We start from the raw sequence: 16,520 nt of genomic DNA, 5'->3' as shown, positions 1-16,520 counted from the left end.
TAGCAATTTCAATAAACTTTATGGCTATTAGTTAGCGTTCGTCTGTAGTATACTCTAAATTAACTAATAAAAGAGCAAAATTTTTGCTCTCAATTTTAAAATATGGCTATGTTTTAAAAGAGTGTTGAAAATATAGAGATTTTTAAGGGAAACCATTTGATTTCCCTTGTTTTGCTTTTTAAATCAGATAAATTGAAATTTATTTTAAAAAAGTTAACATTACTGTATCAACTAATGCAACAATCACAAAAACAATAATTCCTTTCAAGAATGAACTAATGTGCTTTTTAGGATTTTTATATGCAATATCTAATTTTTCTGTTCCTTTAAATCTTACTCTTTTTGTATTTCTCCACCAAATCATATCAATAAAGAAAAAATCAAAAGCATTAAGAACCTCACCTAAAATTAAGATATTTATAAAGTTTTGTTTCCAACTATCAGTTCTTATAATAAATCCAAATAAAAACAATACTATAGAGAATATAAAAACATTTGATATAAACGACATATGAGAACTTTTCCTTACAATTTTATTTTTCAACCTATCATTATTGATTATTATGCCTTGTATTTCATCTGGGTATGAACCAAAACTTTTAATATTTTTTTCGTCACTTCCAGTTCCTAAAAAGCAAATTACGAAAAAGATTAAACATAAAATAATGCTTTCTATTAACAATCCCATTACATCACTTCCTATCTCTATAAGTTAAATAAAAATTAATTTTACAATATCATAATTGTGTACTAAATTGTATCATATTTGAACAATAATTACATAATCAATTCCAATATATGTACACTAAACAAAAATAGGTTCTCTTTCTTTGAAATCTGATATTTTAGTATAAGCGTGGGCTACATTACATTGAACCATTAAATTTATCCATCCACTTTTCCAATTTGCTGTGTACAGCATTAATGTGTTGAATATGGTAAATTCCTTCTTTGTGTTTTCCTCTTTTTATTCGCTTATGTTCCAATGAAAAATCTTTAGTAAATTGAACATAACCCTTATGACTATCGGTACAAAGGATAGAGTTATCCCCTATACGACCTTCATAGAGCCTTTCTAACTCTTGGTGTGTCATTCTGCCTTTACATAGTAACTCCATAATTAAATTACCTTGTCTATCAATGGCAGTAGCAATACACACTTGTTATATTCATTCACATTTTATAGATCATCCATTTACAACTTCTAACTTCAAATTTAAGTTCATATATTTTTTCTATACCTGCTATAATACTTTGACACCTAAATACTAACATTTCATTTCCAGCCAATTTTTCCTTATCCCTGGTTATGACCCTGTCTACTTTCACTACAGAATTGGAGTCATCTAGATTTTCAAATCTAAATTTCAAAGGATGAATAATACCCTTTTTATCAAACCAACAAATCATTTCGATAGGTTTTGCGATTATTTTCATAATAAATTACACCACCATTATATATTTAGTTTTCTCCATATATAAGCCAATATTGTACAAAACTATTAATTGCTAAATTCCTTACCATTTCTCACTTTAATTAATATATATATAACCTTTGATTGTTTTATCAATTATTTATTAGATATACCATTTCTATAGGTAATGCTAAAACCTTCATTTATTATAAACATCCTTAAAGCATTGCGCTCATTAATGGATAATCTTCCTCACCATCTGCCATTCCACCACACATACTATTTAGCCCTGAATGAAGAAAACAAGACCTAACTACAGCTTTTGGCCCATATTTTAATCTTATTTTATCAACGGTATCATTTATCTTTTTATCTTTTTCATAATCAAAACTATCTAGCAAAGAACACTGATAAAACTCATTACTACAAAAGTCTGTGATATGTATCCCCAATTGCCTTATTGGATTACCTTTCCAAACATTATCAAATAAATAGCATGCTATTTCATATATTTTGCGAGTAGAGTCAGTTGCTACAGCTACTTTCTTTTGACGAGAATAAAATATTAAGTCGCTCCCCCTGACGCTTATACTTATCACAGTACAACAATTGTGTGAATCTCTTAAACGCATGGAAACTGTTTCACACAAGGATAGTAACACCTTATGAGCCGTGTCTTTATCTTCCACATCAAAAGCTATTGTTGTAGAATTACCTATACCCTTCATTTTAATATAATTGCTCTTGCGGACTTCTGAAAATTCGATGCCATTGGCGTAATTCCAAATAACTTGACCATGACTCTTTAATTTATTCTTTAAAATATCCAAATTATAATTTGCTAATTCTCCAATAGTATTAATATTTAAATTGTGCAATTTAGGCGCTGTGGCTCTACCTACCATAAATAAATCTTCAACAGGTAATGGCCACATCTTATGTTTTATTTCATTTGGGAAAAGTGTGTGAATTCTATCTGGCTTCTTAAAATCCGAAGCTACCTTTGCAAGCAATTTATTATTTGATATCCCTATATTCACTGTAAACCCAAGCTCATTCTTTATCCTCTCTTTTATAGTTTCAGCGAGTTTCAAATAGTCAGGATATAAATGTTCCATATTAGAAAAGTCCAAAAAACTTTCATCAACTGAAAAACGCTGAATACTTGGAGTGTATTCTAAAAATATTTGATGCATAGCCTCGCTACACTTCATATATAATGAATATCTTGGAGGTACAATTATTATTCCGGGACACTTAGCCCTTGCACTATATAAAGTCTCTCCTGTGTGAATATCAAATTTTTTAGCAGGCATTGATTTAGTTAAAACAATTCCATGCCTGCTTTCTTCATCTCCGCCTACTACAGATGGTACCGTTCTAAGATCTAACTCTTCCCCTTGTTGAAGTCTATATGCAGCTTCCCATGATAGATAGGCACTATTTACGTCAATATGAAATATCAATTTACTCATAGCATAAATCATCTTCCTTTTTATTAATCTTAATTTACTCATATTAGAACATCAGTTCGTTATACTTATTATATACTACTTGCTTACTTTTTAGAAGCAAATTCGCATATTTTTTTTGTAATATATGTATTTCACATAGATTATTTCACTATGATGGGAATTCTATTAGTAACTATTCCCAAGGATCAGGTACCTATTCATCAAAAAATCAAAAAGAACCAGCTAAATTACACCAGTTCTTTACTATTTCCATATATATTTAATTAACTGAGCTTATGCTTTTAATGCATGTTCTTCCATATTTTCTGTAAGTCTTTTTAATTCACTTAAATAATGGCTATTTTCTTTTGAATTCTTCTATTGCTTCATCTATTATTTTTTCATCTGCTTCATTCGGATTATATGAACAATGCGTCGCTAAACCTTAAACTAATTTATTAATATCTCCTGATTGAATGTACTTAATATTTGCTTGAATTTTTTCGTATGACCAATCCCACCACTTAATTTTCAGCAACTTTAAAATTACATTATCACTAAACCTTTTCTTTATAACTTTTGCTGGTACGCCCCCAACAATAGTATAAGGTGAAACATCGTTAGTAACTACTGCTCTGGTTCCAATAATTGCACCATCACCAATTTTCACACCTGACATAATTATAGCGTCATATCCTATCCATACATCATTTCCAATTACAATATCACCTTCGTTATCCCAAGCATCTTTTGGTTTTAATGCTTCATCCCATTCTTCTTTGAAAATAGGAAATGTATAAGTAGATAGTGATTTCATTGTGTGATTTCCACTGGTCATGAGAAACTTTGCTTTACATGCAATTGAACAAAACTTCCCAATTATTAATTTATCATTGTTTATAGGATACTGATATAGCACATTATTTTTTTCAAAATCTCTTGGGTCATTATAAAAGTCATTATATATTGTATAATCTCCAACTTCTATATTATCTCTTGTAATTACACTTTTAAGATATATAGTCTGGAGTTGCAATTATTAACTGATTGTTAGTTCCTATATTCTCATAAACCTTTATTATTTTTTGCTGCCACTCTGGATGTAGCGATATTTCAGGTTCATCTATTAATATGATTGAATTATTAACCTCTAAGAATTTCAAAGATAATCCTCTTAAAAATAGTTGTTTTTCGCCAGAAGACAGTCCATTAATATCTAATCATATTGAATAGATAACTTTATTAGAAGTATACAAAGCGGTAGAGATAGTGGACGATGGTGGTTTGTTTCAAATTCATCCAACTCCAAATCCCAATTGTCCCATAGGTGCAAACATTCAATCCGTTATTGAAGTCACTTTGTTCAGTGCACAAGAAGCAATGGAAAATGTTCTAAGAAAGGTTACTATGCTTGATATTGTAGGTGATATCAATAAGAAAATTAAATAATTCAGAATGATTTTACTGTAATTAAAATGCCGTATAGATTGCATATTTTTATGCTATCCATACGGCATTTAACACTTTTCTCTAAGCTACATCAACTTCATTAGTATCAGTAGTAACTACTTTAGCATCTTTCTTGCCAGTTAAGCTACCATTCGCTGATGCAAAAATGTTCTTTGCAATAACTAAATCCATAAGAGCATTCACCTCAATGTCTGTTATAGTTGGCACTCCCTCTTCATCAGCTTTAATATCATCTACGCTTAAAGTGAAATATTTACCTTCTATAGATGTTAAAAATCTCATAACTAATTTATGCATATGTCTTTTCCTCCTTTTAATTATTTAACTTAATTTAACTCTAAGTTTTAAGCTGAAAACCTATTCCATAACTAAGCTAAATTGATCTTGTCTGTCTAGTGTAAATAATGGATAAGTTTTAATGTTAGATATAGCTTTTCCTATTGCAAAAATGTCCTCATCCACTGCAGTAACTTTTAAATTACCTAGTGTCTTTGTTGCAAATTTATCATTACCGTCGATGTCCACGCCTACTTTCATAGTGAGTTTTAGCGCACTTGCTACTTTTGTAGATACAACTGCCATATTGATTGCCCCCTTTATTTTGTTGAGCTTTCACGGAAACTCCTTAGCTCCTGTGATTACTCATTTTTAGTATCATTAATTTTTGTTGATTCCCCCACTTTTTTTGCATAAAACACTTGACAAGCCTGTAAAATTTTGCGGTCCTCCTCTTAAAGACATGTTTTAATAGGAGGATTATTTTATGCTTAAAAATTGGAGCTCTCATGCTGATTATCAGCAATTTATTATTTTAAATCTCTCATGTTTCTACAAAGCTTTTCCTAAAAAAATTATAGAACTTGAACCTTCTATCTCTAAGTTGTATTGCTTAGACTTAGATATTCTTAGAGAGATATTAAAACCTTATTATTCTAATATTGGTAGACCTGCAACTCTTCAACCTGAGATATTTCGTTCATTTTCTTTAATGCTTTTTCAAAAGGAAACAAGCATTACCAACTGGGTTAAAAAGATTCATGCCTGTGAGTTACTTGCAACCTGTATAGGCTGCACTAAAAATAATGTCCCATCACTTGGTGCTCATTATGATTTTATCTCTAGATTATGGCTTTCAAATCTGTCTACCGACAGGGTAAACCTAAAAAAAATATATTCGTATAAGAAGAAACCCTCTAAAATTAAGGCACCCGGGAAAAATAAAAAGCTTCCTAATAAAAAAACTGGTGTTGTTAAGAGAATTTCAGATTTTTTTGAAGCTGGTCGCTCATTTTCCCTAAGAGCCGAAAGGCTGCTTCAAAAAATATTCTCATTAGTTGCTGTAGAACCCTCTTTTAATCTTAACTTAATAGAAAAAGATAACCTTACAGTTGGCGGCGATGGTACTTGTGTTCACTGTAAGTCTTCTTACTATGGTTCTAAAGTTTGTGACTGCCGTGAAAATGGAATTTACGATTGCAAATGCCCTCGTAGACTTTCTGACATAAATGCTAATTGGGGTTGGGACAGCCATGAAAATCGTTGGTTTTATGGCTACACTCTCTATGCTTTATCTGTCTATAATAAAAAATATAAGATAGATCTACCTATTTATCTACGATTTGTAGAGGCAAGCAGACACGACAGTGTCACTGGAATAGTAGCATTAGCTGAATTTAGAGAACTGTTACCGCAGTTCACTATATCAAATTATGTTCTTGACTCAGCTAATGATAACTACCCTACATATGAATTATGTTCTAAATGGAACATTAATCCCTTTATTGATCTGAACTCCAAAAACAAAGGAAATTCAAAATATCCAGTTACTCTAGATATTAATGAAAAAGGATTTCCTATCTGTATTGGTGGCCATGAAATGGTCTATAACGGTTATGAAAAAAGTCGTTCACGCCTTAAATGGCGTTGCCCTTTAGTTTTAAAAAAGGTTGCTAGTTGCTCTTGCTGTGAACAGTGCTCACCTTCACCTTATGGGCGAGTAATCTACACTAAACCATCATGGGATTTGCGGTTGTTTACTCCTGTGCCTCGCGGCTCAAAACAATGGAAAACTATTTATAAAACTAGAACCTGCTCAGAACGTATAAACAATCGTATTCTAAATGATTATAAAATTCATACTTTACGAATACATGGTAAAAAACGTTATTCATTTATGACTATGATTGCTGGAATTAATATTCATCTAGATGCAAGACTTAAAGTTTCAGGTTTTAGTATTTTAAATTTATTAGAGTAGCTGTTTGACAATTAAGTACTTTTTTCTGAAAATTCCTGCATCGTGTAGGCTTGTTTGCTATACCTATTTTTATTCCTAACTGCTCTCTGAACATAAAATTTATAGCACTATAATGACTCTATACATAATTAAGTTTTACATATTAGTTTCCGTGACTACTCTTGTTGAGCTCTCACGGAAACTCTTCAGAGCCCGTGATTACTCATTTTTAGTATCATTAATTTTTATTAATTCCCCCATTTTTTTTGCATAAAACACTTGACAAGTTTGTAAAATTTTGAATTCCTCCTCTTAAAGACATGTTTTAAAAGGAGGATTATTTTATGCTTAAAAATTGGAGCTCTCATGCTGATTATCAGCAATTTATTATTTCAACTCTCTCATGTTTCTACAAAGTTTTTCCTAAAAAAATTATAGAACTTGAAACTTCTATCTCTAAGTTGCATTGCTTAGACTTAGATATTCTTAGAGAGATATTAAAACCTTATTATTCTAATACCGGTAGACCTGCGACCCTTCAACCTGAAATATTTCGTTCATTTTCTTTAATGCTTTTTCAAAAGGAAACAAGCATTACCAACTGGGTTAAAAAGCTTCATGCCTGTGAGTTACTTGCAACCTGTATTGGCTGCACTGAAAATAATGTCCCATCACTTGGTGCTCATTATGATTTTATCTCTAGATTATGGCTCTCAGATCTGTCTATCGACAGAATCAAACTAAAAAATACATATTCGTATAAGAAGAAACCCTCTAAAATCAAAGAACCCGGGAAAAATAAAAAGCTTCCTAATAAAAAAACAGGTGTTGTTAAAAGAATTTCAGATTTTTTTGAAGCTGGTCGCTCATTTTCACTAAGAGCCGAAAGGCTGCTTCAAAAAATATTCTCATTAGTTGCTGTAGAGCCATCTTTTAATCTTAACTTAATAGAAAAAGATAAACTCACAGTTGCGGGTGATGGTACTTGCGTTCACTGTAAATCTTCCTACTATGGTTCTAAAGTTTGTGACTGCCGTCAAAATGGAATTTACGATTGCAAATGCCCTCGTAGACTTTCTGACATAAATGCTACTTGGGGTTGGGACAGTCATGAAAATCGTTGGTTTTACGGCTACACGCTCTATGCTTTATCTTCCTATAACAAGAAATACAAGATCGATTTACCTATTTATCTACGATTTGTAGAAGCAAGCAGACACGACAGTGTCACTGGAATAGTCGCATTAGCTGAATTTAGAAAACTGTTACCGCAATTCAATATAACAAATTATGTTCTTGACTCAGCTAACGATAACTATGCTACATATGAATTATGTTCCAAATGGAACATTAATCCCTTTATTGATCTGAACTCCAAAAACAAAGGAAATTCAAAATATCCAGCTGCTCTAGATATTAATGAAAAAGGATTTCCTATCTGTATTGGTGCCCATGAGATGGTCTATAACGGTTATGAAAAAAGTCGTTCACGCCTTAAATGGCGTTGCCCTTTAGTTTTAAAAAAGGTTGACAGTTGCTCTTGCTGCGAACAATGCTCACCTTCACCGTATGGGCGAGTAATCTACACTAAACCATCATGGGATTTGCGGTTGTTTACTCCTTTGCCTCGCGGTTCAAAACAATGGAAAACTATTTATAAAACTAGAACCTGCTCAGAACGTATAAACAATCGTATTCTAAATGATTATAGAATTCATTCTTTACGAATATACGGTAAAAAACGTTATTCATTTATGACTATGATTGCTGGAATTAATATTCATCTAGATGCAAGACTTAAAGTTTCTGGTTTTAGTATTTTAAATTTATTAGTGTAGCTATTTAACAATTGAATATTTTTTACTGAAAATTCCTGCATCGTGCAGGCTTGTTTGCTATACCTATTTTTATCACTAACTGCTCTCTTAACATAAAATTTATAGTTCTATATAACTTTATACAAACTCAAGTTTTACATATTAGTTTCCGTGACTACTCTAATTACATTGTTTGTAGTTAATTGCATTATCTGTAAACAATATATCATATCTGTTAAATATTCGCAATACTCTTTTAAATGTAATTATATTTATTCTCTATATTTTATTGACTACAAACAATAGAAAATGGTATAATATTCATAAAAAGGGGTGATTATATGGTTGACTACAGCAATTTTGATCTAGTTACATTTGCTATATTATTAGAAAAAGCTAAAGGTGATCGTTCAATTAATCAATATGCAAATACAATTGATGTAAGTGCAGCTCACATCTCACGGCTACTTCGAAAGCTAGTAAAATCGCCTCCCGCCCCAGATACAATTAATAAATTAGCTGGTGGTGCCTACAATGGAGTTACATATAGTGAATTAATGTTAGCTGCTGGGCACATAGATGATAAAACAGAGGAAATCTCTACAGATAATAAACGAATGCAAATCATAGAAAGTGAAAAGAAATTTTTTCAAGTTATTCTATCTGATCTATATACTCGTGATTTTGAGTGGAGTTTAAATAAAACCATAAACGGTCCTGCTGATTTAATGCTTGAAATAACTAACTGGGAGTATTCTAAATGGTTTATTCAAATTAAACCTTTTGTTACCTCCAAAACAATTTATAATATTTATGGCCAAATAGCTTCTATTGAACTTACATCAGATACAAAAATATCTATAGCCGTTGGGAGTAAAAATGAATTTGACCTTTTCATTAGTAATCCTCCGAAGTCCTTAAGAGCCAATCTTTATATAATTCTAATAGATTTAAACTGTGGAAAAATAATAAAAGAAGAAAAGCTATGCCAGTATTAACTGGTCATAGCTTTTTCTTCTACCCATATCATGCATAACTCTATTTTGTCTTTCTAAAATGCCCGAAACTAAAATATTCCAATTTTCTAAAATGATTATATCTTCTATATCATTTGCCGATATTTCTTGGTTACTTTTATTTTTACATACTATTTTATGAAGCTCAGCATCATAATTTCCTTTTTTATCTTTAGTAATTTTTGATAAATATGCATTATCAAAAGATGAAAATATTTTTTTTACCATTGTTGTTTTGTTATACTTTACACACACAATTTTATAGGGTTATTTGTTTTAAGATTAAAAATGTTATATATCATAGTTGTAGAAGTATTGATGTTACTTGATTTAAAGTTATTTTTTTCTGTTGGTGTGATTAAGAGAAATATTGGCGGGAGCCCTATAATGTTGAGTGTAGGAACTTTTCGAGATTATTTTACCACATCAGCCTAAAATAGTAAATAAAATGCTTTAAATAGGGGTCTGTGTAGCAATGGAACCAAAACGGCAACAGGAAATACATATATTTCCTGTTGCCTAAGAAATTATAAGTCTTGCTTCCTGATATACCTATATAGTGTTGCCTGACTAATTCCAGACATGTTCACTATTTCGCTAATGCTATATTGGGTGTTTTTGCCTATCCCCCCGATAAGGTAATGTAGGGGTAGTGCTCGCAAAGCGTAAACTTACAACGTTAAGCCAATTATTTACAATTAAGCATTTATATTTGAATATTCCGAGTTAGAATTAATATACAATAGTTCTAACTCGGAAAAGTACATAACATCAGTGTAAAGCGTTGATATAGCTAGAGTTTAATCACTAAATTATAAAGCTCTTATTTTTTTGCGCAAAACAAGTTAGTTAAAGTACAATTATAGTATTGATAAAGCTTTCATGGTGTCCTTAAATAATTGGTCATGTTCTTTTAGTTTAGATATATTCTTATTTAATTGTGAGTTCTATAGCTTTAATTTATCTTTCTCCTAGTCCACTACACATTGATAATTCTTATAAAGGTGTTTTTTGCCCATCCCCCCCCCGAAAAGGTATGTTAGTATGCTAATGAGTTAATTTGCATTGGTATTTTTGTATACTATGTAATTCTGTTTCCCATTTATAGTTATTTCTCTTTTATTATCAATAAGTTCGCAAATTTCAACATCAGCATAATGAAATACCCTATGATGATTAGCACATAATATAACTACATTATCCTTTTGTTGTCCACCATTTTGTGATAATGGTATTAAATGATGTCCCTCAGAATATTCATCTCCACCTTTCTTCGTAAATATGAAGTTACACCCTTCAACTTGACACCTATTATCATAAAGTTTTTTTAATTCATAGATAATTTTCATATCTCTTATTACTAGGTTAACAAGCAATTCTCTTCTTTTATTATATTTGCTATCTATGAAAGATTCATAAATTTCAGTTTCTAAATTAGTGAAATAAACGATTTCTGCAATAGAACTACTTCTAAATACTTCATCATCTTTATGACCCTCAGCATATATTATTTTCAACAAGTATTTACTTTCTTTTTTTAGACCTATTTTCAATTCTAAAACAGGTTTTAACTTCAATTTAGTATCGTTAATAGCTTTATCATAAACTTCGTAAATTCCTTTTACTGTGTTTTCTTTTAAAATATAATATACAACTTTATCACCATTATTTATATACTTTAAGTTTTGAATAGAATTTTTAAAATCTAAAGTAAAATGATTTTCATTAAGATTATTATCATTAAAAATAACTAACCAAGTTTTTTCCTTTTCCGTTTCCGTTTCTGTTTCCGTAGCACATGTTTCCTCTATATACTCAGACATAACGTACTTGTAATCATCTTTAAGATTAAAGTAATTACTTGGCTTATCTCCAAATTCAATTTCTATTTGCTTAAAATCTTTATCAAGTAATTTTCCATTTTCAAATTCTAATTTTTTCAATTTTGCATACTTTGCGCTAGCAGTGACAGATTTCATTGTTAGTCGGCTTATGCCTTCATCCTTTTTAAATTCATTGTAATAATCAAGAACTTTCGTGAAGCGTGTACGAAGTCCGTTGACTGATAATTTTTCATTTATGTTTTTTGTAGATTTAAAAACATACTCAGTTTTAATAAATGTGTGTATCCAATTATCTCTTTTGGGGTATTCCTTTTGTTCATATGCTTTTATAATCAAGTCTATTAATTTTTCATCTACTTTTACGACCCTTTCTTTCCCCTGACTATCTTTCACAGTTATTTTGTTTTTATCTCTATCTACATCTTTCATTTTTAAATTAGTCATTTCTGAACACTCTCTACCGTATATTCCATAAAACGGCAGAATCATTGTTAGAAAATCTTGTGGCATTATTTCAACATCACTATTTTCTTCAATTATTTGCTTTATATCGAACAGTTCTTTTTTAGTAATAAATTTATTCGATAACTCCTTTTTATCTATAAATTTAACTACATCTTTAGTCACTGATATGGAATCCATATAAAGGACATTTGTCGGATGTAATCCTACTTTTTTAGCCCATCTTTCATAGTTTCTTAATACACCTACGACATTATCACAACTTCGTTTAGAGAGTGAATGACGAGCTATTGTTTCAATCATACTGGCTATTTCATCATTAGAAAACTCTATAAAACTTTTTTTATATTTATTTTCAAAAACAACTATTTTTTTTAATATATCATAATTTTTTTGTTTGGTATTTTTTGAGCTATTACAATGTACTTCATTTAAAAATCTTATTTTATTATCCTTGAAAATTCCTAATTCTTCTATTGAGTTAAACATATTTAACACCCTCCTATATATAGAGCTCTCACGGAAACTCTTCAGAGCCCATGATTACTCATTTTTAGTATCATTAATTTTTATTAATTCCCCCATTTTTTTGCATAAAACACTTGACAAGTTTGTAAAATTTTGAATTCCTCCTCTTAAAGACATGTTTTAAAAGGAGGATTATTTTATGCTTAAAAATTGGAGCTCTCATGCTGATTATCAGCAATTTATTATTTCAACTCTCTCATGTTTCTACAAAGTTTTTCCTAAAAAAATTATAGAACTTGAAACTTCTATCTCTAAGTTGCATTGCTTAGACTTAGATATTCTTAGAGAGATATTAAAACCTTATTATTCTAATACCGGTAGACCTGCGACCCTTCAACCTGAAATATTTCGTTCATTTTCTTTAATGCTTTTTCAAAAGGAAACAAGCATTACCAACTGGGTTAAAAAGCTTCATGCCTGTGAGTTACTTGCAACCTGTATTGGCTGCACTGAAAATAATGTCCCATCACTTGGTGCTCATTATGATTTTATCTCTAGATTATGGCTCTCAGATCTGTCTATCGACAGAATCAAACTAAAAAATAAATTCCAATATGGATAGATTAAAATCCCACATGGCCATATAATCATTAACTTGGCTGATAAATATTCCAATATGGATAGATTAAAATTAGTAGATTTGCATCGACTTCAAGCAACTCATTTGTATCTACATTCCAATATGGATAGATTAAAATCACCATGAAAAGTAGAAACGGTAAAGTTGAATTTAATTATCTACATTCCAATATGGATAGATTAAAATCATCTCTTATAAGCGCATCCGACGTCGCTTTGCTTTTATCTACATTCCAATATGGATAGATTAAAATTACTATTCACCCACCTTTGAAGCCTTTTAATTTCTTTATCTACATTCCAATATGGATAGATTAAAATGTTTTGATAAAAATGGATGGTTAGTCACTATGGGGCAATCTACATTCCAATATGGATAGATTAAAATTATCTTCCATCATCCTTTTAAACTCTTCTTGTTCGTATCTACATTCCAATATGGATAGATTAAAATTGCTACGGTTGTTGTAAATGTGCTTTCCTTAGAAATATCTACATTCCAATATGGATAGATTAAAATGAAATAACCTTTACAAATGATTCTAAAGAGATAGATCTACATTCCAATATGGATAGATTAAAATAACTACGTACACAATAAGCTATTACAGTAGGTGTGCATCTACATTCCAATATGGATAGATTAAAATGACAAATATCAAAAGACTATAATTAAGGGTGTTAACATCTATATTCCAATATGGATAGATTAAAATCAAGTTTACTTCTTAACTCCTGCAATTCCTTTCCTGATCTACATTCCAATATGGATAGATTAAAATCTTCTACAGACTTAAAATAATCAGTTGCACTCATAAATCTACATTCCAATATGGATAGATTAAAATCTGTAGCAGGTAACATAGTATCTTCTACAACTACCAAATCTACATTCCAATATGGATAGATTAAAATCTGATTTCATACTATCTCTACCGTCTTTATGGTGTATCTACATTCCAATATGGATAGATTAAAATGTTATTGTAAATGTTAAAGGTTCATCCCATATTCCCATCTACATTCCAATATGGATAGATTAAAATTACAATGGTGTATTGCTAAAACATTTAAACGGCACAATCTACATTCCAATATGGATAGATTAAAATAAATATATTTGACCTTTCCCTGTTATCTTGGGTGTCTATCTACATTCCAATATGGATAGATTAAAATATAACATTTATTGCTATTAAAGTAGCTGTTAAAGTAATCTACATTCCAATATGGATAGATTAAAATGTGTAAATAAAAATACCTCCCATTCATATAATTCAAAATCTACATTCCAATATGGATAGATTAAAATGATTTCGATTTTTGCATTAATACCAATGATTTTAAAATCTACATTCCAATATGGATAGATTAAAATAATGGCGGAAATGCAATACTTGATGTTTTTAAAGGATCTACATTCCAATATGGATAGATTAAAATCTTGGATTTTCGCTCTCTATTGGCGAAGGTGTTTCGTATCTACATTCCAATATGGATAGATTAAAATAAGTAATAATTATATTATCAATAAAGATAACTCCAATCTACATTCCAATATGGATAGATTAAAATACTTAATGCTCTTACTTATAACACTAATGGGATTGAATCTACATTCCAATATGGATAGATTAAAATGAAAAGCAAGAAGAATGTAAAACATGCTCTAACACAATCTACATTCCAATATGGATAGATTAAAATACGTTTGCCCTTTAAGTCCCTATTAGTGGACGTTTCAACCATAGTTTTTGTCGATGTCTTTTTATTATATATATTATTAAGTTAATAATACCATAAACTTAATATTTTGATACCGTAAAACCTTAACGCACAACGGTTTGTCGTACTCCCGGTGCTTTCACATTATGTCACATCGACAGTTCATTAGTATTAATAAAAGTTAGATAATGCATCATCATTTTTACCCCAAAATTCCTTATCAAGCCATCTTTCGTTTCTACTTTTAAATATTATCACAGAATCTAATTTCTTCCTAATAAATTTATTTAATTCTGCATTTAATTTTGCTCTTTGTCCTTCTGTAATCTCACCTTCAAATACAGAATTTTGGATATGGGTTAAATATTTTTTACATATTTTAAAAACTTTGCCCAATACCTTTTGTCCATTTTCCTCTCCACTTATGTCATATACCAAGACAACATACATTGTATTAAACTCCTCCTACCACCATATTTTGAAACCTTCATACTCTTTTTCATCCATTATATGTTTTATTAATTTATAACACTCAAGTCTTATTAAATGCTGATATGTGACATCTTTTGATAACTCTTTATGATAAATTGTTGTTTTCAACATTTGATCAAACTTCATTGATATTGTTTTAGATGCATCTTTGGTTAAATGAAGGTAATTTAAATCTTTTGTAAAACAGCTTGGCGTTATTTGATTTTTATTTAACAATGAAAAAATTATTCTATCCCCTAAAATTGGTTTAAATACTTCAGCTAAATCTAGGCTTAATGAAAATCGTCTTACTCCTGGTTCATGTAAATAGCTGATGGTAGGGTTAAGCTGTGTTCTATATATTTCTCCTAGCACTCTTGTATACACTAATCCATTAACAAATGAAATCATTGTATTTATCATATTATCTGGAGGATTTTTTACTCTCTTTTCAAAATCTATTTTTTGATCAACAATAGTATTCCATGCTGAATAATATTGTTTTCTAATATTACCTTCCACGCCCATTAATTCATTAATACTCTCTGTTTTTAATATTTTTTTCCTAAGAGAATCAATTTCTATCATTTGTTTTCCTACATCTTTACCTCTACCATTATAGTATCTTAGATTTCTATAGATATTAGCAGCAGCAGCGTCTATAAATTTCCTTGCTATACAAAGTCTTTTTTGATTGTCTTCATAGTGTCTAACTTGTTTTACTAGCAAATTACCTGCAAGTAACGCCTCTTTAGGATAAAAACTCCCTGTATAAAAACTATAATAATTGAAAAAATGTATAGGTATTTGATATTTTGATGCAAAATTTATAAACTTCGTATTAAATTTCATTTCCGACATGATATATATATCTTCAACTTGTTCTATGGGAATATCTCTAGTTTCATTTTCACTATTTGTAAATTGCAGTGTATTGTCTTTTCTATGTATCTCACCATTATTATATATATAAAAGCTTCGTTTCAATACGACTCCTCCCTTTCATTAAATATAACACAATTCAAAATATGCACATTTCTTGCAAATCCTCTTTTTTTCAAGCATTGGTGGCAAATGTGTATTTACAATTTCTTTTATATCTATTAAAACGGATTCTATATATTTTTCATCCTCAGCTGTTAATTCTACATCAATACTTTGCTTTAGAAGAGGGTAGTCAATCTTTCCCTTAATGTCTTTTACCCCTTTTTGTTTTAGATAATATAAATAATATTTAACCTGCATTATTCCAGCTTCTTCTATTTTTTTACTCTTTTTCACTTCATGCAATATACCCTTACTTTTTATATAATCAATACTAATCACATCATCTATATTAATATGTTTTTCTTCTCTTTCGTAAGCATTTTCATCTAAAACCTTTCCTATTTGAACATTCTCATTGTCTGCTTCCATTTGTATCTGATTGTAAAAGTACCATAGTTTTTTCTTACAAACAATGTAATAATAAATCATCATACCAGTAATTGGCTTATCCATAAC

At 30.0% G+C, this 16,520-nt stretch carries 16 protein-coding genes, 1 pseudogene and 1 CRISPR repeat array; of the genes and pseudogenes, 4 read left to right on the top strand and 13 right to left on the bottom strand.

Annotated features, from left to right (window positions below):
• Positions 1–199: 199 nt before the first annotated feature.
• From ACWJKS_RS05745 to ACWJKS_RS05720, 6 genes and pseudogenes are all read right to left on the bottom strand, one after another.
• Entirely contained in the window at positions 200–688 is a 489-nt protein-coding gene (locus tag ACWJKS_RS05745) for a hypothetical protein (protein WP_462960678.1), read from the bottom strand.
• 117 nt (positions 689–805) lie between these two features.
• Positions 806–1,163: pseudogene (locus ACWJKS_RS05740) on the bottom strand (IS1595 family transposase); the annotation flags it as partial.
• A 10-nt stretch (positions 1,164–1,173) separates the two neighbouring features.
• A complete protein-coding gene (locus ACWJKS_RS05735) occupies positions 1,174–1,437 on the bottom strand; it encodes a hypothetical protein (protein ID WP_165414698.1) in 264 nt (87 codons plus the stop codon).
• Positions 1,438–1,633: 196 nt separating this feature from the next.
• The gene (locus ACWJKS_RS05730) at positions 1,634–2,890 is read right to left on the bottom strand and encodes a DNA polymerase Y family protein (RefSeq protein ID WP_462961053.1); all 1,257 of its coding nucleotides are present in this window, start codon (positions 2,888–2,890) and stop codon (positions 1,634–1,636) included.
• Positions 2,891–3,314: 424 nt separating this feature from the next.
• Positions 3,315–3,905 carry a CatB-related O-acetyltransferase gene (locus tag ACWJKS_RS05725; protein ID WP_462960677.1) on the bottom strand — a complete coding sequence of 197 codons (591 nt, stop codon included), beginning with the start codon at positions 3,903–3,905 and terminating at the stop codon, positions 3,315–3,317.
• Entirely contained in the window at positions 3,880–4,032 is a 153-nt protein-coding gene (locus ACWJKS_RS05720; RefSeq protein ID WP_462960676.1) for an AAA family ATPase, read from the bottom strand. Before ACWJKS_RS05720 ends, ACWJKS_RS05725 begins: the two co-directional genes overlap by 26 nt.
• A 70-nt stretch (positions 4,033–4,102) precedes the next feature.
• On the opposite strand from ACWJKS_RS05720, the gene ACWJKS_RS05715 reads away from it, so the two are divergent.
• Positions 4,103–4,318 carry an Rrf2 family transcriptional regulator gene (locus ACWJKS_RS05715; RefSeq protein WP_462961052.1) on the top strand — a complete coding sequence of 72 codons (216 nt, stop codon included), beginning with the start codon at positions 4,103–4,105 and terminating at the stop codon, positions 4,316–4,318.
• Positions 4,319–4,399: 81 nt separating this feature from the next.
• Here ACWJKS_RS05715 and ACWJKS_RS05710 read toward each other — a convergent pair whose 3' ends face one another.
• Positions 4,400–4,636, bottom strand: coding sequence for a DUF2922 domain-containing protein (locus ACWJKS_RS05710; RefSeq protein WP_165414702.1), 237 nt, complete (start codon positions 4,634–4,636; stop codon positions 4,400–4,402).
• A gap of 60 nt (positions 4,637–4,696) precedes the next feature.
• Positions 4,697–4,921 carry a DUF1659 domain-containing protein gene (locus ACWJKS_RS05705; protein WP_165413850.1) on the bottom strand — a complete coding sequence of 75 codons (225 nt, stop codon included), beginning with the start codon at positions 4,919–4,921 and terminating at the stop codon, positions 4,697–4,699.
• Positions 4,922–5,102: 181 nt separating this feature from the next.
• Here ACWJKS_RS05705 and ACWJKS_RS05700 point away from each other — a divergent pair, with 181 nt between their 5' ends.
• The 3 genes from ACWJKS_RS05700 (at position 5,103) to ACWJKS_RS05690 (ending at position 9,390) form a co-directional block, all read left to right on the top strand.
• Positions 5,103–6,596 carry a hypothetical protein gene (locus ACWJKS_RS05700; RefSeq protein WP_462959674.1) on the top strand — a complete coding sequence of 498 codons (1,494 nt, stop codon included), beginning with the start codon at positions 5,103–5,105 and terminating at the stop codon, positions 6,594–6,596.
• Between the two features lie 323 nt (positions 6,597–6,919).
• Entirely contained in the window at positions 6,920–8,413 is a 1,494-nt protein-coding gene (locus tag ACWJKS_RS05695) for a hypothetical protein (protein WP_462960347.1), read from the top strand.
• A 320-nt stretch (positions 8,414–8,733) separates the two neighbouring features.
• On the top strand, positions 8,734–9,390 hold the full coding sequence (locus ACWJKS_RS05690; RefSeq protein ID WP_165414136.1) for a hypothetical protein: 657 nt from the start codon (positions 8,734–8,736) through the stop codon (positions 9,388–9,390).
• Here the strand turns inward: ACWJKS_RS05690 and ACWJKS_RS05685 are convergent.
• The 5 genes from ACWJKS_RS05685 to cas4 all read right to left on the bottom strand — a co-directional run bounded on the left by ACWJKS_RS05685 (position 9,376) and on the right by cas4 (position 16,517).
• Complete coding sequence (locus ACWJKS_RS05685; protein WP_462960675.1) at positions 9,376–9,636, bottom strand: hypothetical protein; 261 nt, start codon at positions 9,634–9,636, stop codon at positions 9,376–9,378. The genes ACWJKS_RS05690 and ACWJKS_RS05685 overlap by 15 nt on opposite strands.
• Positions 9,637–10,463: 827 nt before the next feature.
• Complete coding sequence (locus ACWJKS_RS05680) at positions 10,464–12,203, bottom strand: phage lytic cycle repressor MrpR family protein (protein WP_462960674.1); 1,740 nt, start codon at positions 12,201–12,203, stop codon at positions 10,464–10,466.
• Positions 12,204–12,782: 579 nt separating this feature from the next.
• Positions 12,783–14,528: a CRISPR direct-repeat array (repeat unit 30 nt; unit sequence ATCTACATTCCAATATGGATAGATTAAAAT).
• A 189-nt stretch (positions 14,529–14,717) separates the two neighbouring features.
• A complete protein-coding gene (cas2, locus tag ACWJKS_RS05675) occupies positions 14,718–14,996 on the bottom strand; it encodes a CRISPR-associated endonuclease Cas2 (protein ID WP_462960673.1) in 279 nt (92 codons plus the stop codon).
• Between the two features lie 15 nt (positions 14,997–15,011).
• Positions 15,012–16,004 (bottom strand): type I-B CRISPR-associated endonuclease Cas1b, encoded by a 993-nt coding sequence (gene cas1b / locus ACWJKS_RS05670; RefSeq protein WP_462960672.1) that lies wholly within the window; start codon positions 16,002–16,004, stop codon positions 15,012–15,014.
• An 18-nt stretch (positions 16,005–16,022) separates the two neighbouring features.
• Positions 16,023–16,517 (bottom strand): CRISPR-associated protein Cas4, encoded by a 495-nt coding sequence (gene cas4, locus ACWJKS_RS05665; protein WP_462960671.1) that lies wholly within the window; start codon positions 16,515–16,517, stop codon positions 16,023–16,025.
• Positions 16,518–16,520 lie beyond the last annotated feature (3 nt).

This window comes from Clostridium sp. CM038 (assembly GCF_055081105.1).
The sequence above is the reverse complement of the archived record's forward strand: the minus strand, read 5'-3'. Positions and strand labels throughout refer to the sequence as shown.